19 protein-coding genes are annotated in these 24031 nt (G+C 74.6%); 12 read left to right on the top strand and 7 right to left on the bottom strand.

Features of this window, described 5'->3' with window-relative positions:
• Positions 1–106: 106 nt before the first annotated feature.
• From QC029_RS20510 to QC029_RS20495, 4 genes are all read left to right on the top strand, one after another.
• A complete protein-coding gene (locus QC029_RS20510; RefSeq protein ID WP_279557176.1) occupies positions 107–3043 on the top strand; it encodes an FAD-binding and (Fe-S)-binding domain-containing protein in 2937 nt (978 codons plus the stop codon).
• Positions 3044–3357: 314 nt separating this feature from the next.
• The gene (locus tag QC029_RS20505; protein ID WP_279557175.1) at positions 3358–4929 is read left to right on the top strand and encodes an alpha/beta fold hydrolase; all 1572 of its coding nucleotides are present in this window, start codon (positions 3358–3360) and stop codon (positions 4927–4929) included.
• A 397-nt stretch (positions 4930–5326) separates the two neighbouring features.
• Positions 5327–6124: a serine protease gene (locus tag QC029_RS20500; RefSeq protein WP_279557174.1), complete on the top strand. Its 798-nt coding sequence runs from the start codon at positions 5327–5329 to the stop codon at positions 6122–6124.
• 41 nt (positions 6125–6165) lie between these two features.
• Positions 6166–7320: a phosphatidylserine/phosphatidylglycerophosphate/cardiolipin synthase family protein gene (locus tag QC029_RS20495; RefSeq protein WP_279557173.1), complete on the top strand. Its 1155-nt coding sequence runs from the start codon at positions 6166–6168 to the stop codon at positions 7318–7320.
• Positions 7321–7648: 328 nt separating this feature from the next.
• Here the strand turns inward: QC029_RS20495 and QC029_RS20490 are convergent, their stop codons facing one another.
• The gene (locus QC029_RS20490) at positions 7649–8749 is read right to left on the bottom strand and encodes a citrate synthase 2 (protein ID WP_279557172.1); all 1101 of its coding nucleotides are present in this window, start codon (positions 8747–8749) and stop codon (positions 7649–7651) included.
• Positions 8750–9190: 441 nt separating this feature from the next.
• Here QC029_RS20490 and pdxH point away from each other — a divergent pair, with 441 nt between their 5' ends.
• Complete coding sequence (gene pdxH / locus QC029_RS20485) at positions 9191–9826, top strand: pyridoxamine 5'-phosphate oxidase (protein ID WP_279557195.1); 636 nt, start codon at positions 9191–9193, stop codon at positions 9824–9826.
• 421 nt (positions 9827–10247) lie between these two features.
• On the top strand, positions 10248–11693 hold the full coding sequence (locus QC029_RS20480; RefSeq protein WP_279557171.1) for a PAS domain-containing protein: 1446 nt from the start codon (positions 10248–10250) through the stop codon (positions 11691–11693).
• A gap of 78 nt (positions 11694–11771) precedes the next feature.
• Here QC029_RS20480 and QC029_RS20475 read toward each other — a convergent pair whose 3' ends face one another.
• The gene (locus QC029_RS20475; RefSeq protein ID WP_279557170.1) at positions 11772–12527 is read right to left on the bottom strand and encodes an SIS domain-containing protein; all 756 of its coding nucleotides are present in this window, start codon (positions 12525–12527) and stop codon (positions 11772–11774) included.
• A gap of 225 nt (positions 12528–12752) precedes the next feature.
• On the opposite strand from QC029_RS20475, the gene QC029_RS20470 reads away from it, so the two are divergent.
• Together QC029_RS20470 and QC029_RS20465 are read left to right on the top strand one after the other, a co-directional pair.
• The gene (locus QC029_RS20470; RefSeq protein ID WP_279557169.1) at positions 12753–13448 is read left to right on the top strand and encodes a metal-dependent transcriptional regulator; all 696 of its coding nucleotides are present in this window, start codon (positions 12753–12755) and stop codon (positions 13446–13448) included.
• 517 nt (positions 13449–13965) lie between these two features.
• Entirely contained in the window at positions 13966–14835 is an 870-nt protein-coding gene (locus tag QC029_RS20465) for an alpha/beta fold hydrolase (RefSeq protein WP_279557168.1), read from the top strand.
• 99 nt (positions 14836–14934) lie between these two features.
• Here the strand turns inward: QC029_RS20465 and QC029_RS20460 are convergent, their stop codons facing one another.
• The gene (locus tag QC029_RS20460; RefSeq protein WP_279557194.1) at positions 14935–15546 is read right to left on the bottom strand and encodes a bifunctional DNA primase/polymerase; all 612 of its coding nucleotides are present in this window, start codon (positions 15544–15546) and stop codon (positions 14935–14937) included.
• A gap of 369 nt (positions 15547–15915) precedes the next feature.
• On the opposite strand from QC029_RS20460, the gene QC029_RS20455 reads away from it, so the two are divergent.
• Positions 15916–17304, top strand: coding sequence for a transcriptional regulator (locus QC029_RS20455; protein WP_279557167.1), 1389 nt, complete (start codon positions 15916–15918; stop codon positions 17302–17304).
• A 169-nt stretch (positions 17305–17473) separates the two neighbouring features.
• Here QC029_RS20455 and QC029_RS31135 read toward each other — a convergent pair whose 3' ends face one another.
• Positions 17474–17821: a hypothetical protein gene (locus QC029_RS31135; protein ID WP_336621605.1), complete on the bottom strand. Its 348-nt coding sequence runs from the start codon at positions 17819–17821 to the stop codon at positions 17474–17476.
• Between the two features lie 126 nt (positions 17822–17947).
• Here QC029_RS31135 and QC029_RS20450 point away from each other — a divergent pair, with 126 nt between their 5' ends.
• Complete coding sequence (locus tag QC029_RS20450; RefSeq protein WP_336621604.1) at positions 17948–19057, top strand: hypothetical protein; 1110 nt, start codon at positions 17948–17950, stop codon at positions 19055–19057.
• A gap of 47 nt (positions 19058–19104) precedes the next feature.
• Here the strand turns inward: QC029_RS20450 and QC029_RS20445 are convergent, their stop codons facing one another.
• Positions 19105–20448: an ABC transporter substrate-binding protein gene (locus QC029_RS20445; protein WP_279557165.1), complete on the bottom strand. Its 1344-nt coding sequence runs from the start codon at positions 20446–20448 to the stop codon at positions 19105–19107.
• A gap of 117 nt (positions 20449–20565) precedes the next feature.
• Here QC029_RS20445 and QC029_RS20440 point away from each other — a divergent pair, with 117 nt between their 5' ends.
• Positions 20566–21084 (top strand): hypothetical protein, encoded by a 519-nt coding sequence (locus QC029_RS20440; protein WP_279557164.1) that lies wholly within the window; start codon positions 20566–20568, stop codon positions 21082–21084.
• A 118-nt stretch (positions 21085–21202) separates the two neighbouring features.
• Positions 21203–22087 carry a formyltetrahydrofolate deformylase gene (purU, locus tag QC029_RS20435; RefSeq protein WP_279557163.1) on the top strand — a complete coding sequence of 295 codons (885 nt, stop codon included), beginning with the start codon at positions 21203–21205 and terminating at the stop codon, positions 22085–22087.
• A 46-nt stretch (positions 22088–22133) separates the two neighbouring features.
• Here the strand turns inward: purU and QC029_RS20430 are convergent, their stop codons facing one another.
• Together QC029_RS20430 and QC029_RS20425 are read right to left on the bottom strand one after the other, a co-directional pair.
• Positions 22134–23333, bottom strand: coding sequence for a maleylpyruvate isomerase family mycothiol-dependent enzyme (locus QC029_RS20430; RefSeq protein WP_279557162.1), 1200 nt, complete (start codon positions 23331–23333; stop codon positions 22134–22136).
• Positions 23330–23854: an RNA polymerase sigma factor gene (locus QC029_RS20425; RefSeq protein ID WP_279557161.1), complete on the bottom strand. Its 525-nt coding sequence runs from the start codon at positions 23852–23854 to the stop codon at positions 23330–23332. The genes QC029_RS20430 and QC029_RS20425 overlap by 4 nt, the downstream gene beginning before the upstream one ends.
• Positions 23855–24031: the final 177 nt, after the last annotated feature.

The raw sequence follows: 24031 nt of genomic DNA, 5'->3' as shown, positions 1-24031 counted from the left end.
AAGCGTAGTCCGTACTCGCCGCGCGTTCCGTGAGGCGTCCATCCCGCGAGACGCGCCGTGGGACGCCCGGTACCGGTGACGCCGGGCCGGAGTGCACGCTGGTGCCATGGGTGACGCGGCGAGGGCAGCACGGGAGCGGGCGCGGACGGCGCGGACGGCGCGGACGGCGCGGACGGAGGAGCGCGGGAGGGCGCGGGAGGTGGCGCGGGCGCTGCGGGCCGCCGTACGGGGCGAGGTCGCCGACGACGCCGGCGCCCGCGCGCTGGTGACGATGGACGCCTCCAACTACCGGCGGGTGCCGCTGGCCGTCGTCGCGCCGCGCGACGCCGACGACGTGGCGGCGGCGCTCGCGGTGTGCCGGGAGCACGGGACGCCGGTGGTGCCGCGCGGCGGGGGGACGTCCATCGCCGGGCAGGCGACGGGCACCGGGGTGGTGCTGGACCTCACCCGCCACATGGACGCGGTCCTGTCGGTCGATCCCGGGGCCCGCACCGCCGTCGTCCAGCCGGGCGTGGTCCTGGACGACCTGTGCCGGGCGGCCGGCGCCCACGGGCTGACCTTCGGCCCCGACCCCTCCACCCACAGCCGCTGCACGCTCGGCGGGATGATCGGCAACAACTCCTGCGGCTCCCACTCGGTGGCCTGGGGCACGACCGCCGACAACGTCCGGGCCCTGGACGTGCTCACCTACGGCGGTGAGCGGGCCCGGCTCACGCGCGGCGGGGACGGCGTGCCCGAGCGGCTGCGCGCCGGGGTGCGGGAGCTGGTGCGCGGGGAACTCGCCCGGCTGCGCACCGGCTTCCCCGAACTGCCGCGCCGTATCTCCGGGTACGCGCTGGACGCGCTGCTGCCCGAGCGCGGGGAGGACTGGGCGCGGGCCTTCACCGGCAGCGAGGGCACGCTCGGGGTGGTCACGGCCGCGACGGTGGGGCTGGTGGAGCGGCCCGGCGCGCGGGTGCTGGCGGTGCTCGGCTACCCGGACGAGAGCGCGGCGGCCGAGGCGGCCGTCACGCTCCTCCCGTACGGGCCGCTGACCGTGGAGGGCATGGCGGGCGACCTCGTCCCCGAAGCCGAGCGGACGGCGCTCCCCCGGGGCGGGGCGTGGCTGTTCGTCGAGGTCGGCGGTACGGACGCGGCCGGGGCGCGCGCCGCCGCCGAACGGCTGTGCCGGGCCGCGGCCGGGGACGCCGCCGGCCACGCCCTGGTCACCGACCCGGCCGGGCAGCGCGCCCTGTGGCGGGTGCGCGAGGACGCCTCCGGCACCGCCACCCGCATGCCCGACGGCAGCGAGGCGTGGCCCGGCTGGGAGGACTGCGCGGTCCCGCCCGCCCGGCTGGGCGCGTACCTGCGGGACTTCCGCGCCCTGCTGGCCGACCACGGGCTGCGCGGGCTGCCGTACGGGCACTTCGGCGACGGCTGCATCCACGTGCGCATCGACTTCGACCTGATCGGCGAGGCGGGCATCGCCCGCTTCCGCCGCTTCTCCGCCGACCTGGCCGACCTGGTGGTGGCGCACGGGGGTTCGCTGTCGGGCGAGCACGGCGACGGGCAGGCGCGCGCCGAACTGCTGCCGCGGATGTACGGGCCGGAGACGGTGGAGCTGTTCGGCCGCTTCAAGGACCTGTGGGACCCCGACGGCGGCCTCAACCCCGGCATGCTGGTGCGCCCCCACCGCCTGGACGAGAACCTGCGCTTCGCGCCGCTGCCGCGCGATCCCCTCCCGGTGGTCTACGGCTACCCGGACGACGGCGGCGACTTCACGGCGGCGGTACGGCGCTGCGTGGGGGTGGCCAAGTGCCGCAACCCCGCCGGGGGTCCGGGCGTGATGTGCCCCTCCTACCGGGCGACGGGCGAGGAGAGGCACTCCACGCGCGGCCGGGCCCGGCTGCTGCACGAGATGCTGGCGGGCGAGGTGGTCACCGGCGGCTGGCGCTCGGAGGAGGTGCACGAGGCGCTGGACCTGTGCCTGTCGTGCAAGGGGTGCCGCCGCGACTGCCCGGTGGGGGTGGACATGGCCACCTACAAGGCGGAGTTCCTGCACCACCACTACGCGGGCCGCCGCCGTCCGATGTCCCACTACACGATGGGCCGGCTGCCGCTGTGGCTGCGCGCGGTGGCCGCCACCCGCACCGCACCGCTGCTCAACGCCCTGGCCCGCACCCCGCTGGCGGCGCCGGCCAAGCGGCTGGGCGGCATCGCGCCGGAGCGGGAGATCCCGCCGCTGCCGCGCGCCCCGTTCCTGCGCCGGTGGCGCAGGCACCGGCGCGGGAACCCCGGCGGCGGCGGACCGCGCGTCGTGCTGTGGCCCGACACCTTCACCGACCACCTCTCCCCGGAGGCGGGCGAGGCGGCGGTACGGGTGCTGGAGGCGGCCGGGCTGGACGTCGTACCGCCGCCGGGCGCGGGCCGGGTCTGCTGCGGTCTGACGTGGGTCTCCACCGGCCAGCTCGACGGCGCGCGCCGGGTGCTGCGCCGCACCCTGGACCGGCTGGAACCCGTACTGGAGGCGGGACTTCCGGTGGTCGTCCTGGAGCCGCCGTGCGCGGCGGCGCTGCGCACCGACGCCCCCGAGCTGCTGCCGGACGACCCGCGGGCGAAGCGGCTCGCCGCCTCCGTGCGCACCTTCGCGCAGGCGCTGGAGGAGTACGCCCCCGACTGGACCCCGCCGCGCCTCGACCGCCCGGTGGCCGGCCAGACCCACTGCCACCAGCACGCCGTCCTGGGCGACGCGGCGGAGCGGCGGCTGCGGGAGCGGGCCGGGCTGACCGGCGAGCTGAGCGACGGGTGCTGCGGGCTGGCGGGCAACTTCGGCTTCGAGAAGGGGCACTTCGAGGTCTCCGCCGCCTGTGCCGAGGAGAAGCTGCTGCCGTCGGTGCGCGCCGCCGCCCCCGGCACGGTGCTGCTGGCCGACGGCTACTCCTGCCGCACCCAGCTCGCCCAGCTCGGCGGCCGGCGCGCCCGCCACCTGGCGGAGGTGCTGGCGGAGGCACTGGAGCAACAGGAGCGGCAGGAGCGGCAGGAGAGCCCGGGGCGGCGGGAGTAGGGGCGGGCCGGGGCGCGCACCCGCGCGCCGGCCTCCGGCGGTTCGCCGGCCGGCCGGCGTCCCCCGCGGCGCCCGCCACCGCGCAACGGCCGTGTGCCCCCTCGAAGGGGTGGGCGCGGCGCCCCGGAGGGGCGGCACCGCGGCCCCGGGAGCGCCCACGCCCTTGAGGCCAGGGGGCCGGGCCGGGGCGGGGAACGTTGCGGATGCGTGACTCACCAGGGGGTTACCAGCGGTAAGGGCTGCGCCTAGTCTCAGGTCGTCTCCCCACCCAGCCACCGGCTCCCCACGCCGGAGACCGAACCAGGAGAGGGCCCATGCGACACCCTCACAGGCGCCTGCGCACGTCCACCGCCGTCGCCGCCGCCTCGGCCGCGGTGCTGGCCGGGACCGTCACCGGTCCGGCGGCGCCCGCCCACGCCGGGACCGCCGCGCCGTCCGTCCGCTTCGTCGAGATACCCGGCGACGGCGGCACGCCGCTCGCCGCCAACGTCGTCATCCCCGGGGACCGGGACGGCGAGCGCCGCCACCCCCTCGTCGTCCTCCCCACCAGCTGGTCCATGCCGCAGGTGGAGTACCTCGCCCAGGCGCGGAAGCTCGCCGACTCCGGCTACGTCGTGCTCAGCTACAACTCGCGCGGCTTCTGGCAGTCCGGCGGCGAGATCGAGGTCGCCGGTCCGCCCGACGTCGCCGACGCCTCGAGGGTCATCGACTGGGCGCTGGCCAACACCCCCGCCGACCCCGAGCGCGTCGGGATGGCCGGCATCTCCTACGGCGCCGGCATCAGCCTGCTGGCCTCCGCGTTCGACGAGCGGATCAGGGCCGTGGTCGCGATGAGCGGCTGGGCGGACCTCGTCGGCTCCATCTACAGCGGCCGCACCCAGCACAGGCAGGCGGCCGCCTTCCTCACCGGCGCCGGCTACCTCACCGGCCGCCCCGGCGAGGAGTTCCAGGAGGTCATCACCGGCTTCCTCTCCTCCGACCTGGAGAAGGAGGCCGACATGATCGCCTGGGGCGGGAAGCGCTCCGCGGCCACCTACGTCGACCGCATCAACGCGGGCGGCGCCGCGATCATGCTGGGCAACGCCTGGGGCGACTCGATCTTCCCGCCCAACCAGTACGCCGACTTCTACGAGAAGCTGACCGTCCCCAAGCGCCTGGAGTTCCGCCCCGGCGACCACGCCACCCCCGAGATGCCCGGTCTGCTGGGGCTGCCCAACGACGTGTGGAACAACGCCGAACGCTGGCTCGACCACCACCTCAAGGGCGAGGACAACGGCATCGACGCCGAGCAGCCCGTCCAGCTCACCGCCCGCGGCGGCGCCCGTGAGGGCTACCCGAGCTGGAAGGCGGTGCCCTCGGGCGCCGAGCGGATCGAACTGAACGGCACCGACCGGGTCCTGGCGAACACCGACTCGGGCGCGAGCGGCGGAACGGTCTTCCTCTCCAGCATCTTCGACCGGCTCACCGGTCTCCCGCCGACGGTGTCCGTACCGCTGCTGCCCGACTGGCGCGCCGCCGTCTGGCAGTCGGAGCGGTACACGGCCGAGCGGCGGATCCGCGGCACCGTGAAGCTGCACACGACGGTGACCGGCAACAGGTCCAGCGGCACCTTCGTCGCCCACCTCTACGACGTGGGGCCGCTGGGCGTGGGCAAGCTGATCACCCACGCGCCGTTCACCTTCCACGACAGGACGCCGGGCGAGGCGTTCGGCGTGGATCTGGAGCTGTACTCGGCGGCGTACGACGTCCCGGCCGGACACCGGCTCGCCGTGGTGGTCGACACCGTCGACCCGCTCTACACCGAGCACAACCCGTCCGGCGCGAGGCTCGTCTTCTCCTCGCCCGCCGACGACCCCTCGTACGCCGAGGTCCCCGTGCGCGACTGACGTCCCACCGGGCCGCTCCGCGTCCACCGGCCGCACCCCGCCGCTCCCGGCGGGGTGCGGCCGTCCGCGTTCCGCGGCGGGGCGCCCCGGTGCCGCCGGCCCGGCGGGCCGCTTTCCGGAATGGGCGGTTCGCGATTCCGGATTTCCGGATCCGAGTATTCCGAGAAACCCGGCCGAGGGAGGGGCGTCGAGTTCCCCGGTTTCCTCACTTCTTTCCCAAAGGGGCGAAGCCCCTGCTCACGGGCCTCTCGGTGGCACTGTATGTCGACTCCTGGCGGGTTTCCTGCGGTTTCGGCAAAACGCCGTCGGCGTGTTCGGTGTGGCGTGAAACCGATTGTTCGGGCACGCGCTCGAAGGTACTGTCCCGGAGACTCCTTTCTCTGTGAGGTGGAAACAGGTGCGTTCGAAGACGCTCGGGAAAATCGTCCTTTCTCTCGTCTCCGTGATCTCCCTGGGACTGGGGGCCGCCGGCCCGGCCGCCGCGGACTCCGCGCCGCCCGCCGGCGCGCCCGTCGCCGGGAAGACCGAGGCGGTGGGGAAGGGCGGCCCCGAGGGCATCATCGGCGGCGAGACCGCCGACTCGTCCAGGGGCATGGCGGCCCTCCACCGCAACGGGAACTTCCTGTGCTCCGGGTCGATCGTCGACAACCGGTGGGTGCTGACCGCCCGGCACTGCCTGTACCCCGACGGCGAGAGGATCCCCGACTCCCAGCTCACGGTCCGGGTCAAGAGCCTGGACCGCACCAGCGGCGGAGGCGTCGTGGCGGTCTCCGACTCCAAGGTCAGGACCGAACACGACATCGCGATGCTGAAGCTCGACCGCTCCGCGAACGCCGAGCCGGTCCGCCTCGCCACCGCCAACCCCGAGGTCGGTGCCACCACCTATGTGTTCGGCTGGGGCCGGACCTGCGCGACCTGCGCCCCCAGCACCGTGCTGAAGCGCGCCACCATGCGGGTCGAGAGCATCGACGCCGACGACGTGTTCGGCGGCCGGGCCATCCGCACGTCGGGGCTCAACGGGCGCACCTGCTACGGGGACTCGGGCGGGCCGCTGTTCAAGCTCGTGGACGGACAGCGCTACCAGGTGGGGGTCGTCTCCGGGGGCAACGCGGGATGCCCCGACGACTCCGGCTTCCGGTTCGCGAGCACGCCCACCAGCCTCACCTGGATCCAGAACGTGATGGCGGACTTCTGACCCCCGCTGTCGGACCACCGGACCAGGGAAGGACGACTCCCATGATCAGACGCATCGTCACGACGGCCCTGCTGCTCGGCGCCCTGCTGGCGCCGGCCGGCACGGCGACCGCGGCCGGAGAGGCCGCCGCCCCCGTCACCACCGGAGCGGTCTTCAACGACCCGCGGGGCACCACGGCGGAGAAGAACGCCGTCAAGGACCACATCATCGGCGCGATCAACGCCACGCAGAGCGGTCGGACCGTCCGCGCCGCCCTGTACGCGCTGAACGACCGGGACTACGCGGACGCCCTGATCGCGGCGCACGACCGGGGGGTCCAGGTCAGGGTGGTGCTGGACGCCACGTACGCGGACCGGCCCGCCGCGCAGAGCGTGCGCACCGCGCTCGGCGGCGACACCTCGGGCGGCTCGTGGGTGCGGGTGTGCACCGCCGGACGGGCCTGCATCGCCGACGCCCCCGCGGACGTGAACCCGATCAACCACAACAAGTTCTTCACCTTCTCCCGGATCGGGAGCGCGGGGGAGGCGGAGGACGTGGTGATCCAGACCTCCGCCAACCAGACCTCCCTCAACGTGGAGAAGTACTGGAACAACGCCTACACCGTCGTCGGCAACACCGACCTGTACACGGCGTACGTGTCGTACTTCAACGACCTGGCCGCCATGGTCAAGGACGGCGACTACTTCCGCCAGGGCAAGGTGGGGACGGAGAAGTACTACTTCTTCCCGCAGGCCACCGGCGACGTGGTGGTGGACGTCCTCGACAACGTGACCTGCACGGGCAACACCACGGTGGGCTCGGCGTCGCACAAGACGGTGATCCGCGTCGGCGCCTTCGCCCTGCACCGGGACGCGGTGGCGCGGAAGCTCCGGGCGCTGGCGGACCAGGACTGCTGGGTGGAGGTGGTCTACGCCGAGAGCAACGACGTCGGGATCATGCAGGGGCACCCGAGGCTGAAGCTCTACCGCCTCAACACCTCCGACGGATACCTCGTGCACTCGAAGTACCTCACGGTCGAGGGCAACTACGCCGGGCGTCCCGACACCAAGTGGACCTTCACCGGCTCGCACAACCTGGACCACTCCTCCCTGCGGGAGAACGACGAGGCCATGCTGCGCCTGGAGGGCGCCGCGGCCCACGACGCCTACCGGGCCAACTTCCTGGACATGCGCGCCGCCGCCACCCCGGCCGCCTGACCGCCGGCACACCCCGCGGCACGGGGACGGACGCCCGCGCCGGGACGAAGCCGCCGGAGAGGACCGGGACGCCGCCCGGCGGGGGAGCGGGGGAGGACGTACCGCCGCGGAGGGGGGTACGGGCCGGTGACGCCCCCGGAAGAGGGCGGGTCCGCAGGACCTCCGGCCCGTGAGCACCGTGTCGAAGCGCCCGCCCGGCACGCCCTCCGGGCCCGCACCCGCACCAGCACCCGCACACGGCGTGCGCCGGCCCCGGCGCGACGGGGCGGCCGTCGCGCCGGGGCCGGGACGTCCGTACGGACCCGGGTCCCGGACCCGGGTCCGGGACTCAGCGGGCGATGTCCTCGTAGCCCTCGATCTCCCGCGGGCTGCGCGCGCCGGGGCCCACGTAGCGCGCGGAGGGACGCACCAGGCGCCCGGTGCGCTTCTGCTCCAGGATGTGCGCCGACCAGCCGGCGGTGCGGGCGCAGGAGAACATCGAGGTGAACATGTGCGCCGGGACCTCGGCGAAGTCCAGCACGATCGCCGCCCAGAACTCCACGTTGGTGGCCAGCACCCGGTCCGGGCGCCGGCTGTGCAGCTCGTCCAGCGCCGCCTTCTCCAGGGCCTCGGCGACCTCGAAGCGCGGCGCGCCCAGCTCCTTGGCGGTACGGCGCAGCACGCGGGCGCGCGGGTCCTCCGCGCGGTAGACGCGGTGGCCGAAGCCCATCAGGCGCTCGCCGCGGTCCAGGGCGTTGCGCACGTACGCCTCGGCGTCGCCGGTCCGCTCGATCTCCTCGATCATCCCCAGCACGCGCGAGGGCGCGCCGCCGTGCAGCGGGCCGGACATCGCGCCGACCGCGCCCGACAGCGCCGCCGCCACGTCCGCGCCGGTGGAGGCGATGACGCGGGCGGTGAAGGTGGAGGCGTTCATGCCGTGCTCGGCGGCCGACGTCCAGTAGGCGTCCACGGCCGCGACGTGCTTGGGGTCGGGCTCGCCCCGCCAGCGGCGCATGAAGCGCTCCACGACGGTCTCGGCCTTGTCGATCTCCCGCTGCGGCACCATCGGCAGGCCCTGGCCGCGCGCCGACTGGGCGACGTACGACAGCGCCATCACCGCGGCCCGCGCCAGGTCGTCGCGGGCCTGCTTCTCGTCGATGTCCAGCAGCGGCCTCAGGCCCCACACGGGCGCGAGCATCGCCAGCGCGGACTGCACGTCCACCCGGATGTCACCCGAGTGCACCGGGATGGGGAAGGGCTCGGCCGGGGGCAGGCCGGGGTTGAAGCTGCCGTCGACCAGCAGGCCCCACACGTTCCCGAAGGAGACGTGGCCCACCAGGTCCTCGATGTCCACACCCCGGTAGCGGAGGGCGCCGCCCTCCTTGTCGGGTTCGGCGATCTCCGTCTCGAACGCGACGACTCCTTCGAGCCCGGGCACGAAGTCGGACATCTGGCGGCTCCTCGTATGTGGTTCGGCGGGAGGGCGACGGCGGGCACCCAGGGGGCCGGTCGGCTCACGATGGGCGTACCGGTGCGGTTCCGCCGCCGTGCGGGGCTGGCGGTCCGGGCCGGTACCCGGTCTCGTCCTGCTGCTGGTGTGCTGCCGGTGGTGACCGGGCAGCGACTGGTCGGACACGATAGCCCGCGGTGTGCGAAGGCCACAGCTGTCCAGCCAGCGATTCTGTCCGGTTCAGCACATGCGGGGAAGGGTGAGATGCGGCACACTCGCGGTTTCCCGCTCACCAGGTGTACACCCGGCGGAGAACGGGCAAACTCGCCCGCCACCACCTGAGGCCGTGCGACGGGCATGCTGCACTATGAACGCGTGCCTCAAGCCGACGACGCAGCCCGCGAAGCCCTCGCCCACCGCCCGCACCTGGACCCCGCCGCGATGCGGGCCCACTACCGCGCGGAAGGCCTCCGGGAGGAGGACCTCCCGGCCGACCCGTACGGGCAGTTCCTGATCTGGTTCGAGGAGGCGGTGGCCGGCGGGCTCCACGAGCCGAACGCGATGGTCGTCTCGACCGCCGACGAGCGGGGGCGGCCCAGCTCGCGCACGGTGCTGCTCAAGCAGTTCGACGAGCGCGGCTTCGTCTTCTACACCAACTACAACTCGCGCAAGGGCCGCGAGATCGACGCCAACCCGTACGTCTCGCTGCTCTTCCCCTGGCACGCCGTCGCCCGCCAGGTGGTCGTCGGCGGCCGGGCGGAGCGCACCGGCCGCGACGAGACGGCCGCCTACTTCCGCACCCGCCCGCACGGCTCGCAGCTCGGGGCGTGGGCCAGCGAGCAGTCCTCGGTGGTGGCCTCCCGCGAGGAGCTGGACCGCACGTACGCCGAGCTGGCGGCCCGCTACCCGGAGACGGAGAGGGTCCCGGTCCCGCCGCACTGGGGCGGCTACCGGGTCGTGGCGGAGACGGTGGAGTTCTGGCAGGGCCGCGAGAACCGCCTCCACGACCGCCTGCGCTACGTCCGGCGGGACGCCGGCGCGGACACGGCCTGGACGGTCGAGCGCCTCAGCCCCTGACGCGCGCCCCCGGCGGGCGGGCTCGCGCTCCCGGCGGCGTCCGCAGGCGCCGGGGGACGGGAGGCGCCGGAGACGCAGACGACCCGCGGGCCTGGCCCCGGTCGCGCCGTGCGGCGCGAGGGGGGTCGGTCGGACGTACCGACAGCCCGCGGGTCGGGTGACTGCTTGGGATTGGCCGGCGGCGCCGGCATCACGCTGTGACGTCGGCCTCCTAGGCCGCAGCCACCTCACGCGTCCGGTTGCAACTCATCTGCCGAACCACCTCCCTTCTCGTGTACCTGAAACGGTAGGCGGCGACATGGGCACGGACAAGCGAATTTCGAGGGTGCAACGATTTTTCTGAATCACATGTGCGCTGCGTCACGTTCGAGTTCAATGATCGGGAGTGCAGTTGCGCGCAGCGTCCAGCTGGGGGTGCCAGGTGACGGCTCGGTCCGATACCCACTTCGAACACGGTGCCGGTGACGGGGGCGACACCCACGTCGGCCCCGCGGGGGAGCCCGTTCCGGCGCGGCTCGCCGGTTCGGAGGGCGAGCTGCTGCTCGCCGCCCTCCTGGACGGCATGGACGCGGCCCTGTGCGCCTTCGACGCCGACGGCGTCGTGACCCACTGGAACCGCGAGGCCGAGCGGATCCTGGGCTGGACCCAGGGCGAGGCCGTCGGCCGCCACGGGCTGGCGGGGTGGGCGGTCCGCGCGGCGGACGCCGAGGACGTCCAGGCGCGGCTGATGGGCGTGATGACGGCGCCCGGCCGCCAGGTCCACGAGTTCGCGCTGCTGCGCAAGGACGGCGGACGGGTGCTGGTGCGGGTCCAGTGCTCCGGGGTGCGCGGCGCGGACGGCCGGCCGACCGGCGTGTACTGCGCGTTCAGCGAGGTGCACACGCAGATCGACCTGGAGCGGTCGATCGCCCTGAGCGAGGCGCTGTTCGAGGGCGCGTCGTGGGGCGTGGTCCTCGTGGACGCCGATCTGCGCCCGGCCGTCGCCAACCTCCACGCCGCCCGCGCGCTGCGCGTCGGCCGTACGGCGATGCTCGGGCGGCCGCTGGGCGAGCTGGTGGGGGAGGGCGTGGAGGAACTGGAGAGCGCCCTCCAGCACGTGCTGGCGGACGGCCCGCCGACCGTCCCGGCGGAGCTGTGGGTGACGCTGCGCGCGGACACCGGCGGGCAGGGCGCCCGGCCGGACGGCGGAACGGGCGCGTCCGACCGGGGCGCGGCGGGCGCCGGGGACGCGCGGCGCTGCTGGCGCAGCGGCTTCCTGCGGCTGGTCTCGCCGATGGCCGAGGGGACGCCGGTGCCGCTGGGCGTGGCGTGGTTCTTCCGGGACGTCACCGACACCAAGCGGATCGAGCAGGACGCCGCCCGGTTCCGCTTCCGGGGCAACCAGCTCCACCGGGCGGCGCGGGCCGCGGCCGAGTGCGAGGACCCGATGGAGGCAGCGACGGTCCACCTGGACTTCGCGCTGGCGGGCTTCGCCGACCACGCGCTGCTGGACCTGGCGCAGGGGTCCCCGGTCCGGCTGGTGCGCACCGCCGAGGCCCCGGCCCCGGGCACGACGGCGACGGGCGTCCCGGTGCCCTACCCGCCGGACCACCCGGCCTTCCAGGCGTACGAGCGCTGCGGCCCGGTCCGCACCGGCGCGAGCGGCGCGGCGGCGGGGAGATGGGCACGGGCCCGGAAGTGGCCCGAGGGCACGGTGCACGGCCTGTGCGTGGTCCTGCGCAGCCGCGGACGCACCCTGGGCGTGCTCACCTTCCTGCGGGGCGCGAGCCGCCGCGCGTTCGACCGCTCGGACGCCGTCTACGCGGAGGACGTCGCGGACCGCGTCGCCGCCGCGGTCGACCTCGCCCGCGCCCTCTCCCGGGACTGAGCCCGCCGCGGGCCGTTCCGGCCCGTTCCGGTTCCGGTCCGGCCCGTTCCGGTTCCGGTCCGGCCCGTTCCGACCCGCTCAGCGCAGGTAGAAGATCCGGTCGGCGTGCTCGGCCATCACCCGGGCGTTCCACTCGTGGCCGCCGTCCACGTTCCCCGAGCGCAGCAGGGGCGGCGTGATGCCGCGGGCGGCCAGCTCGCCCGCCGCCGTGGCGACGACGGCCTGCATGACGGCGCTGGTCACCACCGTCGAGGCGGGGGCGAAGGGGGCGCCGGCGCCGTCCGCGGTCAGCTCCGCGTCGCCGACCGCGATCTTGCTGTCGACGACGACGTCGCAGTGGTCCCTCAGGAAGGTGCCCGACGGGTTGCGCGGCGAGGTGCTCTCCGCGTACGCCACCGACGTCACGCCGATCACCTTCAGGCCGAGCTCCCGGGCGCGGGCGGCCATCTCCACGGGCAGCACGTTGCGGCCCGACAGGGAGATGACCACCAGGACGTCCCCGGCCCGCGCCGGGCCGGTCTCCAGGACGGCCGAGGCCAGCCCCTCCACCCGCTCCAGCGCGCTGCCCAGCGTCGCGGGCACCACGTCGACGCCGACCGCGCCGGGCACGGGCAGGAGGTTCACGACGGCGAGGCCGCCCGCCCGGTAGACCACGTCCTGGGCCGGCAGGGAGGAGTGGCCCGCCCCGAAGGCGAAGACCCGGCCGCCGCCGGCGAAGGCGTCGGCGATCAGCGCCCCGGCCGCCGCGATGCTGCCGGCCTCCTCCTTCCGGACCCGCTCCAGCAGGCCGATGGCCGCGTCGATGAACCGCTCGGCCAGCTCGTTTCCGCCCATGGCCCTGCGGCCTCCCGTCGTCGTACGGCCCCGGCGCGCGTCGGCCGCACGTTCCGGTGAGCGCCCCGGAACCGCCCGTGACGCCGTGATCACGGTGAGGTCTGGACCATTGCGCTGTCAAGACGTCCGCACCCGCGGGTGGCGTTCGGCAGACCGGGAACGGTTGTCGGCCCGATGCGTCAGAATTGGTTCCCAGGGCCACCGCACGAGCTGACGAGGGGCACGATGTCCGGACTCATCGACACCACGGAGATGTATCTCCGCACCATTCTGGAGCTGGAGGAGGAAGGCGTGGTCCCCATGCGTGCCCGCATCGCCGAGCGGCTCGACCAGAGCGGCCCGACGGTGAGCCAGACAGTGGCCCGCATGGAACGCGACGGGCTCGTCACGGTGGCCGGCGACCGGCACCTGGAGCTGACCGAGGAGGGGCGGCGGCTGGCGACGCGCGTGATGCGCAAGCACCGGCTCGCCGAGTGCCTCCTCGTCGACGTGATCGGCCTGGAGTGGGAGCAGGTGCACGCGGAGGCGTGCCGCTGGGAGCACGTGATGAGCGAGGCGGTCGAGCGCCGCGTGCTCGAGCTGCTGCGGCACCCCACCGAGTCCCCGTACGGCAACCCGATCCCGGGCCTGGAGGAGCTGGGCGAGCCGTCGGAGGCCGGGCCGTTCCTGAGCGACGACATGGTGAGCCTGTCGGACCTGGACACGGGCTCGGACGGCAAGACGGTCGTGGTGCGCCGGATCGGCGAGCCGATCCAGACGGACGCCCAGCTGATGTACACGCTGCGGCGAGCCGGCGTGCAGCCGGGCGCGGTGGTCAGCGTCACGTCGGGCGCGGGCGGCGGCGTGCAGGTCGGCAGCGGCGGCGAGGCGGCGGAGCTGAGCTCCGACGTCGCCACGCACGTCTTCGTCGCCAAGCGCTGAGGCGGGCCGCGGCGGGTACACGGGAAGTACGAGGAGCGCGAGGAGTACGAGAGGAACACGAGGAGCGGCACCGGGCGGTCTCCCCCCACCGCCGGAGTTGCGCGGAACACGAGCGGCGGCGGCCGTGTCGTGACACGCTTTCGGTGACGCGTACGCGGAGACGGAAGGGGAGCCGTCCATGGGCCTGTCGGACCACCGGGGCCCCGGCGCCGTCGTCGGCCGCCGGGACCCCGCCTCCCCGTGTCCCCCCTTCCCGCTGCCCCCCTGTGCGACCCTGAGCCCCGAACTCCCAGGGTCGCTCCCCGCGGACCCCTGTCCCCGAGCGGCCCGCCTCCCGGTAGCTGTCTCCCCTCGGCCCGGCCGTACGACACTCGCTGAGTGTCACTCAAAAGTGGGGTGTTGCACGTCAGGTGGGCTTGTTCGAATAAAAGTTCGATAGCGTGGCGCCGGCAGACAGCGAGACGGACGGCGAGACAGGCGGACGACGCGGACAGGAGGAATGGGGGTGCCAGGACGCATGGTTCGACGCATCAACGTCAGGGGAGCGGGCGGTCTGCGGCTCGCGGCCTGGGAGTTCGCCGACCCGCCCAAGGGCGCGCAGTCGGGAGGCGACCGGCAGGCCCCGGGTGTGCTGCTGCTGCACGGCCTGATGGGCCGCGGCTCGCACTGGGCGACCACCGCCCGCTGGCTCTCCGGGCGTTACCGCGCCGTCTGCCTGGACCAGCGCGGGCACGGCCGCAGCGACAAGCCGACCGACGGCCCGTTCGACCGCGAGGCGTACGTCGCCGACGCCGAGGCCGTCATCGAGCAGCTCGGTCTGGCCCCCGTGGCGCTCGTCGGCCACGCGATGGGCGCGCTGACGGCCTGGCAGCTCGCCGCCAAGCGCCCCGACCTGGTCCACGCCGTGGTGATCTGCGACATGCGGGCCTCGGCGCTGGGCAAGCGCTCCCAGCGCGAGTGGGAGCAGTGGCTCGCGACCTGGCCGGTGCCCTTCGCCACGCTCGCGGACGTCCGCAGGTGGTTCGGCGAGGAGGATCCCGCCCTGGAGCGCCCGAACCCCTCGCGGGGCGAGTTCTTCACCGAGGTGATGGCCGAGCGGATGGACGGCTGGCGGCCGGTGTTCTCCCGCCGCCAGATGCTGATGATCCGCGAGACGTGGGTCCACGACGCGCACTGGGAGGAGCTGGCCCTGGTGCGCTGCCCGGCCCTGGTGGTCCGCGGCATCGACGGCGAGCTGGGGCGCGCCGAGGCCCAGGAGATGGTCCGCGTCCTGCCCCGGGGCGTCTACGCCGAGGTCGCCGACGCGGGCCACCTCGTCCACTACGACCAGCCGGAGCAGTGGCGGCAGGTCGTCGAGCCCTTCCTCCAGGGCGCGCTCCCGGCCTGAGCGGGGCGGGACGACGGCCGGTCCCCGACCGGCCGCCGACTGTGGTCCCCCCTCCGCTGTTCCCCGTCCGGTCCTGTTCCCGCCCGGTTCCGGTTCCGGTCAGTGCCCGCGCGCCGCGGCGGCGTCGCGACCGCAGGCGTACGCCAGCGGCTGGATGATCTCCTCGGCGTCGGGGAGCCAGCGGTTGGCGGCCGTCGGCTGCCGGACCCACAGCACCGAGCCGCGGGTGCCCGCCCGGGTCGGCGGGGCCGCCACCCAGTCGCCGTCGCCCCGCGCGGTCATGTCGACGCCGCTCGGCGACCAGCCCAGCCCCCGCACCAGATCGGCCACCTTGGCCGCTCCGCCCGGCAGCACGAAGAAGAACATCCGCCCGTCCGGCGTGCCGGTGATCGGGCCGAGCGTCAGCTCCATGCGTTCCATCCGTGCCAGGGCCAGGCAGCCGGTGGTCTCCGACACCTCGATGGCGTCGAAGGTCCGTCCGGTCGGCAGCAGCACCGACGCGTGCGGCCGGTCGGCCCACATGCGGCGTACGGCCGTGGCGCTGCCGGTGGCCTGTGCCGCCCAGTCGGGGCGTGTGGGGTGTGCGCCGGGCGCTTCGCAGTTCGCCGCGCCGCAGGAGCAGCGCGGCACGCCCCCCTCGATCTCGAGCCACGCGCCGGGGAACACGTCCCAGTGCCGCTCCCCCGCGTACCGCACGGCGTGTTCGACCATGGAGCCCACCGGGCCGGACGGCGGATCGCCGTGCTGCCGGGGAAGCTCGGTGCCGGTCGTGACTGTGGTTGTCGCTGTTGTGATGTTCATGGCCTCCTCCACGACGATCACAACTTATCCCGTGACGAAGGGTTACGGCCTGGGGATCGATTGACGGAGGGGCATCATTCCGGCACGCGGGGCGCACAGGTGCACGGGCGGGGGCGCGTGCATGAACGGACGGCCTCGGATGGGTAGTTCCCTGTGCGGCGCGGTGCCGGAAATCTTGGCATATGCATCCGGCGGCGAAATCGGCGCAGCCAGGGCAGCCGGCGCAATCGGGGCAGTCAGGGCAGTCAGGACGGACAGCATGCAGAGGGAGGGGACCGTATGGCCGCGAGGCCGTTGGTCGCACGGCAGCCGAACGAACGGTTGCAGGCGCTCATCCAGGAGGCCGGCTGCTCCAACGCCGGACTGGCCCGCCGCGTCAACATGTGCGGCGCCGAGCAGGGGCTCGACCTGCGCTACGACAAGACCTCCGTCGCCCGCTGGCTGCGCGGCCAGCAGCCGCGCGGCCGGGCGCCGGCGGTCATCGCCGAGGCGCTGGGGCGCAAGCTCGGCCGGACGGTGACGGTCGAGGAGATCGGCATGGCCGGCGGCAGGAACATGGCCGCCGGGGTCGGCCTCCAGTTCGCGCCCACCGTCTCCGGCGCCGTCGAGCAGGCGTGCGAGCTGTGGCGCAGCGACGTGGGGCGGCGCGATCTGCTCGCCGCCCGGTCGGGGGCGTTCTCCGCGCTGGTCGAACCCAGCCGCGACTGGCTCATCACCGGGCCGGACCCCCAGGTGGCCCGCGGCACCGGCCCGAGGGTGGGGGCCTCGGACGTCGCGGCCGTGCGCGACACCACCGCGGCCCTGTCGGAGCTGGACCACCGCTACGGCAGCGGCCACGTGCGGCCGGTCGTCGTCCACTACCTCAACAGCGTGGTCTCCGGGCTGCTGACGGGCTCCTACACGGAGGCGGTGGGGCGCGACCTGTTCGCCGCGGTCGCCCGGCTGACCGAACTCGCGGGCTACATGGCGGTGGACACCGGGCAGCCCGGCCTGGCGCAGCGGTACTACATCCAGGCGCTGCGGCTGGCCCAGGCCGCGGACGACCGGGCGTACGGCGGCTACGTGCTGGCCGCGGGCATGAGCCACCTCGCGGCCTCGCTGGGCACCCCGCGGGAGATAGCCCAGCTCGCGAGAGCCGCCCAGGAGGGCACGCGGGGGCGGGTGACCCCGAGGGTGCAGGCGATGTTCCACGCGGCGGAGGCGCGCGGCCACGCGCTGCTGGGCGACGCCCGCACCTGCCAGCTCGCCGCCGGGCGGGCGCTCGCGGCGTTCGACCGCGCCGAGTCGGCGACGGACGCGGGCGACGACCCGGAGTGGATCGGTCACTTCGACGCCGCCTACCTGGCCGACGAACTCGCCCACTGCCACCGGGACCTGAACCAGCCCACCCCCGCCCAGCGCCGCGCCGAGGAGGCCCTGGCGGGCCATCCGGAGCGGCGTACGCGGCGGCGGGCGATCGATCTGCTGCTGCTCGCCACCGCGCGGGTGCAGCAACGTGAACTGGAACACGCCTGCCACACCGGCGCGCAGGCGGTGGAACTGCTCAACGGGCTGCGCTCGGACCGGGGTTCGGAGTACCTGGACGACTTCCGGGGACGGCTGGCGCCCTACCGGGAGGAGCCCGTGGTCAGGGACTTCGCGCAGCGGCTGGAGCCGGTGGCGGCCTAGCAGGGGCGCGGGAGGAGGGGCGCGGGGGAGGGGGTGAGGGGCGAGGGCGATGGTGCGAGGTTTCGCCCCGGCTGGTGGTGGGGAGAATGTGCAGCCCTTCCGGGGGCGTGGTCGACCGTGTGAGCGACCGGGTAGCGTGAGCCGACGATTTCGCAGTCATGTTGGGCAGTCAGGTGAACGAGGAGTCCCGGTGACGACGCACAGCCGACAGGGCGACGAGGCGCGTGAGGGTGTTGTCCTGCCGTCGAATGGTGATCCGTGGACCCCCGGCCACGGCGACCCCCAGGGGAGCCCCCCGGCGGGGCAGCCCTGGGGGCAGCCGTGGGGGCCGGAGTCGTCGGCGGGGCAGCAGCCGCCCGCGCAGCCCGGACAGGCCGTCCCCGCCCGGACGCCCCAGCCGCCTCCTCACCAGCAGCCGGCCCAGCCGCCGCAGTACCCGCAGCCTCCCCAGCACCAGCAGCCGGCCCAGCCGCCGCAGTACCCGCAGCCTCCCCAGCACCAGCAGCCGGTTCAGCACCGGCAGCCGGTCCAGCCGCCGCGGTACCCGCAGCCGTCCCCGCCTCCGGGGCTTCCGCCGCAGCCTCCGGCCGCGCCGCCCGGCGCGGTCCCCGGGGCCGCCGACGAGACGCAGCTCCTGCCGCCGATGACCTCGGCCGGTCCGGCGTCCCCGGGCGCCCAGGGGGGCCGGGCGGGCGCCGTCGACGACGACACCCGGATCATCCGGCCGGTCGCCGGCGGCCCGCCCCCGGAGCGGGACACCGAGAGCACCACCGTGCTGCGCAGGCCGCTGCCGGCCGAGGGCGCGCCCGCCGCCCCGCGCTCCGCTCCGCCGCCGCCCGCCGGAGCCCCGTACGGGATACGTCCGGGCACCCCCGGCGACCGTCCCCCGCCCGCGGACTTCGACGGCCTGTTCCGGAGCGGCGCCCAGCCGGGCGCCCAGCCCGCCGACGCCACCCAGCAGCTTCCGCCCATCGACCCGGCGGCCGCCCCGCCCCCCGCGCAGCCGTCGTACGGCGGAGGGCGCGGCGGGACCGGCGGTCACGGCGGTTACGGCGGCGGTCACGGCGGGGGTTACGAGCCCCGCGGCCACTCCTCGCCCGGCCGCGACACCGCAGGGCGGCGCGGTCTGCCGCGCGTGGCGGTCGTCGGGATCGTCGTCGCGGGCTGCGCGGTCGCCGGACTGGCCGCGGGCGCGGCGCTGAGCGGCGACGGCGGGGACAAGCCCGCCGAGCAGCCGCAGGCGAAGGCGTCGGTCCCCGCCGAGCAGCCCGAGCAGTCGCCGTCCCCCACCGTCGATCCGGCCGAGGCCCAGGCGAAGGCGCTGGACGAGCTGCTCGCGGACAGCAACAACAGCCGCAACGCGGTCATCCGGTCGGTCGAGAACATCAAGCGGTGCAAGAGCCTCGACAAGGCCGCCGCCGACCTGCGCGACGCCGCCGACCAGCGCAACGACCTGGTCACCAGGCTGGGCGGGCTCGAGACCGACAGGCTGCCGAACCACCAGGAGCTGACCGACGCCCTCACCAGGGCGTGGCAGGCGTCGGCCCTGGCGGACAAGCACTACGCGGCGTGGGCCGACCAGGTCGCGGGCAAGAACGGCTGCAGGAAGGGCAGGGCCCGGGTCACGGACCGGACCGCCGAGGGCAACAAGGCCAGCGGCGTGGCCACGGCGGCCAAGAAGAAGGCGGCCGGACTGTGGAATCCGACCGCCCGTGAGTTCGGCCTGCCCGAGCGCCAGTACAGCCAGCTCTGAGGGCCTCCGCCCGGAGCCGGGGCGCCGGGCGGAGGCCGTGCGGCGCGTCAGCCGACGCCCGGCACGGCCTCCAGGGTGTCGCGCACGTCGACGAACCCCTCGCGGGCCGGCGCCAGCGTGCCGTTCCTGACCTGCTGGAAGGTCACCATCGCGTTGACCAGGCGCGGGTGGTCGCGCACGGCCAGCATGTCGTCGTAGCGCCAGCTCAGCTGTGGCGTCAGCCCTCCGGTGTCCACCGGGGGCATGGTCTCCAGGGCGCGCTGGACGGTCCCGGCCGTGACGGCTCCCTCGACGTGCTCCAGCGCCGCCCGCAGCACGGTGTACGCGACCCAGGTCGTCTGGACGCCGGGGTCGGCCGCCTCGATCCGGTTGTCGCCGAAGGCGTGCTCGCGGATGACGTTCCTCATGGCCGCCCAGCGCGGGTCGGAGGAGACCGGGTACCAGCCGGTGGCGTACGCGCCCTCCCACTGGCTGTCCGGGCCGCCCGTCCGGTCCACCAGCGACTGCTTCACGCTGCCGAGCACCGAGGCGATCCGCACCCCCGGGCCGTCCTCGCGCAGCCGCCGGAAGGAGTCGAAGAAGGTGTCCGTGCGGCCGCCGAGCACGGCCGTGACGCACGCCTTGTCCATGCTGCCGGAGCCCTCGGCGCCGGTGCCGGTGCCCCCGGCCGCCTGGGCGCCGCCCCCGCTCCCGTCCTCCAGGCCGACGCCGGCCAGGGCGAGCCTGGCGTGCCGGGTGTAGGCGGAGGCGTCCTCCGGCGCGCGGATGTCGGTGGCCGGGCCGTGGTCGCCCGCGGCCGCCAGACCGGCGTTGAGCAGCCGGGGGAGCTGGTCGCCCGAGACGGTGTCGGGGCGGACGAGCGAGACCCGCTCGCAGTGGTCGGCGAGCTGGTGGCCGTTCCCGGCGAGCAGGGTGGCCTGGCCCCCGTTGACCGGGTACGACAGCGGGCTGGTGAACTCCTCGTCCGTCACGCCGTAGCCGCCGAGGTAGGGGATGCCGGCCGACTCCAGGGCCGTCATGAACGTACGGCCGTGCTGGCTGTACGAGCCGACGACCGCGACGACCCCCTCGTTGCGGGCGCGGCCGGCGCAGCGGGCGGCGCCCACGGAGCTGTTGTGGTCGTTGCAGGTGAGAACACGGAGCTTGCGTCCGTTGATGCCCCCCGTGGCGTTCACCCAGCGCGCATATGCCTGTGCCATAGCTGGCATACCGGGCATGTTGGTGGCCCCGGTACCCTCCGGGGCCCATGTCATCACGGTCACGGTGGAGTCGTCGGCCCTCGCGTCACCCGGCAGCACGCCGCAGCCGGTGAGTAGTGAAGTGCAGATCCCCGTAGCGGCGGCGAGAGCGGCCATGGTCCTAGCGGAACGTTTGCTACGCCATGCGGTCATGGTCCTGAACGATCCCGCCACGGCTGTAACGGGCGAGTGATGAACAGCCAACGAGGTGCGTCGGAGAGGTGAACAGCGGGGGGTGCGCGCATCGCCGCCGCGCGGAACGTACGATCGATGACCGTGCAGGCACAGCAGAGTCACCAGGGTCCGGAGAGGTCTTCCCGCCGCGGCGTCCGTTCGAGCACCATGGACGGCATGCCGTGCAAAGACATGCCCTGGTGGCGCTGGCGCAGCAACGTGCGCTCGGCGCTGCACATGCTCTCCGACCCCGTGTTCCAGCGTGAGTGCTGGCTGACCGGCCGCCCGGGGTACGGCGACGTCACGGACGCCGTCTACCGCTTGGTCGAGGACACCTGGCTGGACAACTGGTCCGCCGACAAGTACATCGGCACGATCTTCCGCGACGCGCAGGAGGCCGCGCTCGTCGACGTCGCGGTGCTGCGCGTCCTGCGGATCATGCACCAGGTCGGGGCGGACGCCCCGGTGGCGGCGTACCTGGAGCACCAGGGCTGGCCGGAGGCCGTGCGCGCGGCGCGCGACGCCCACGTCCTGCTGGCGGCCAACGACGGCGAGGACCCGGACGAGCCGCCCCGCTCGCTCGACGTGCTGGCCGTCATGCTGAGGGCCGCCTGAGACCTGCCCGTACCCGCCCGGCCCCGCCCCGCGGAGGCCCGCCCGCCCCCGCCCGCCCCCGCCGGGCCCCGCCGGGGACCTGTCACGGCACCCGGCCGGATGTGCCACGCTTGTGCACATGAGCCAGCCGCAGTCCACCGCAACCCCCGAGCAGCCCGAGCAGTACGTCCTGACGTTGTCGTGTCCGGACAAACAGGGCATCGTGCACGCCGTCTCCAGCTACCTCTTCATGACCGGCTGCAACATCGAGGACAGCCAGCAGTTCGGGGACCACGACACCGGGCTGTTCTTCATGCGGGTGCACTTCAGCGCCGGCGCGCCGGTGACGGTGGAGAAGCTGCGGGCGAGCTTCGCGGCGGTGGGCGACTCCTTCCACATGGACTGGCAGATCCACCGCGCGAACGAGAGGATGCGCGTGATCCTGATGGTCAGCAGGTTCGGGCACTGCCTGAACGACCTGCTGTTCCGCACGCGCATCGGCGCGCTGCCGGTCGAGATCGTGGCCGTGGTCTCCAACCACACCGACTTCGAGGAGCTGGTCTCCTCCTACGGCATCCCCTTCCACCACATCCCCGTCACCCGCGACACCAAGGCGGAGGCGGAGGCGCGGCTGCTGGAGCTCGTCCGCAACGAGGGCGTGGAGCTGGTGGTGCTGGCCCGCTACATGCAGGTGATCTCGGACGAGCTGTGCAAGGTGCTCTCGGGCCGGATCATCAACATCCACCACTCCTTCCTCCCGAGCTTCAAGGGCGCCAAGCCGTACCACCAGGCCCACGCGCGCGGCGTGAAGCTGATCGGCGCCACGGCGCACTACGTCACCGCCGAGCTGGACGAGGGCCCGATCATCGAGCAGGAGGTGGAGCGCGTCGGGCACGAGGTCACGCCCGAGCAGCTCGTGGCGGTCGGCCGCGACGTGGAGTGCCAGGCGCTGGCCCGCGCGGTGAAGTGGCACAGCGAGCACCGCGTCCTGCTCAACGGCCACCGCACGGTGGTCTTCGCCTGACGGGACGCCGGGGCCGCGGGGTCCGGGGCGGCCCCGCGCGCAGGCGCTACATGCGGGAGAGGGCGGCGACGGCCTCCAGGGTGTCGCGGATCGCCTCGCGGTCGCCCTCGTGGCCCGCGGCGGCCTCCCGCGGCGGTACGTGGCCCGCCGCCAGCCGGCAGAACTCCGTGTCCTCCAGCGCCAGATGGGCCACCGTGTGCTCCGGGCCGGCGAGGGCGGCCGGGGAGTCCAGGGGGATGTACCAGTCGCCGCCGCCCCGGCCCTCGACCTCCAGGTGGAGGGTGCGGCCCGGCGCGCCCGCCGCCGTCAGGCGGCGGGGCGGTGCGGCCAGCCCGGCGCGGCGCCGGGCGGCGATGGCCTCCGGGAGCCGCCGGGCGGTGAGGTCCACCATGCGGGCCAGGTGCTCGGGCGCGGGCGGCTCGTACGGGTAGTCGACCGCCGTGGCGATGTCCTCCGCGTGGATCCAGCACGCGAACGCCCGGCCGACCAGCGCGTCGGCCAACGACCGCCGGAACTCGGTGAAGTCCACCCACAGGCCGTCGTCGGACGCGCGCAGGGCCGCGGTGCGCACGATGTTCCGGGTCTGGGTGCGCCACTTGTTCCGCACGAACGGCGGTCCGTGCGCGCGGCACCGCTCGACCGCCGCCTCCGTGCGGTCGCCCATGGTGCGCGGGGCGCCGGGGCCGAGCGGATCGTCCAGGCCGAGCGCGGTGGCCACCAGCCCGTCCACCGAGCCGAGGTGGGCGAGCACCCCGCACAGCGTCAGCGTGCGCTCGCCGGTCGCCCAGCGCAGCCGCACCGGAGTGTTCCACTCCGCGTCCCCCATGTCGCGCAGCAGGGCGTCGAGCCGCGCGGTCTCCGCGTCGTACGGCGCCGCCCAGCGCGGCAGGGGCAGGTCGGCCGGGCGGTTGCGCAGGCACTCGTCCAGCACCCGCGAGCGCAGCAGCGGGTCGGGGTCCAGGGTCTCCTCGCGGCGCATCAGCCCCACGGCGTCGCGCAGCTGCCGCGCCTCCTCGGCGCAGGCCGGGCACCCGGGAAGGTGCGCCTCGACGGCCGCGGTCTCCTCGGGCGAGCAGACCGCCAGGGCCCACACGCCCAACAGCGACTTCAGGACGAAGTGCTCCTCCGGGGGCGTGCCGTCCCGGCCGGCCTCCGCGTTCTCCCGGTTCTCTCCGTTCTCCCCGTTCTTCTCGTTCCCCCGGTTCCTACCGCCCTTCCGGTTCTCCCGGTTCCCGGTGAGGCTCACGACGCCCTCTCCGAGCCCGGGCCGGCCTCCGCGGCCGTGCGCGCCGCGGCGGTGGAGAGCAGTTGCAGCCCCAGCCGCACCCGCCGCCGCGCCTCGTCCTCGCTCACGCCCAGCTCGGCGGCGGCCTCGCGGTAGTCCCGGCGCCGGACGTACGCCAGCTCCAGCACGGTCCGCAGCGAGCCCGGCATGGCGGTGACCATGTGGTCCGCGCGGGCGGCCGCCGACGCGGCGCGGATCCGCTCCTCCAGCCGGGCGCGGGACTCCGGGTCCGGGGCGCGCTCGTCCAGGTGCCGCAGCGCACGCCGCCGGGTGAGCTCGGTCAGCCACGAGCGCAGCGAGCCGCGTTCGGGCTCGTACGCCGTGGGGTCCGCCCAGACCTCGGCGAAGACCTCGGCCACGACGCGGTCCGCGGCGTCCTCGTCGTCCAGGAAGCGATGGGCGAGGCCGCGCACCAACGGGGCGTGCCCGTCGTACAGTTCGGCCAGCGCCGACTCCTCGCCCCGTGCCAGTCGCTGCCGCATCCCGTGGTCCCGGTGAGGACGTGTCGTGCCGGGTGTCCCGTCGGGCGTCTCGTTCGGCATCCTCCACCCCCCAGCCTGCCGCTCATCTCGAATGTAATGGCAGGAGCTGACAAGATGCCTCCCTTTACGGCAATCTGCGCCTCCGCGCGGTTGCGCATGGTCGTGGTTCCGTCACTC

The organism is Streptomyces sp. DH37, assembly GCF_029813835.1.
GTDB lineage: Bacteria > Actinomycetota > Actinomycetes > Streptomycetales > Streptomycetaceae > Streptomyces.
Note: the sequence above shows the minus strand (reverse complement) of the source record. Positions and strands in the feature narration are given on the sequence as shown.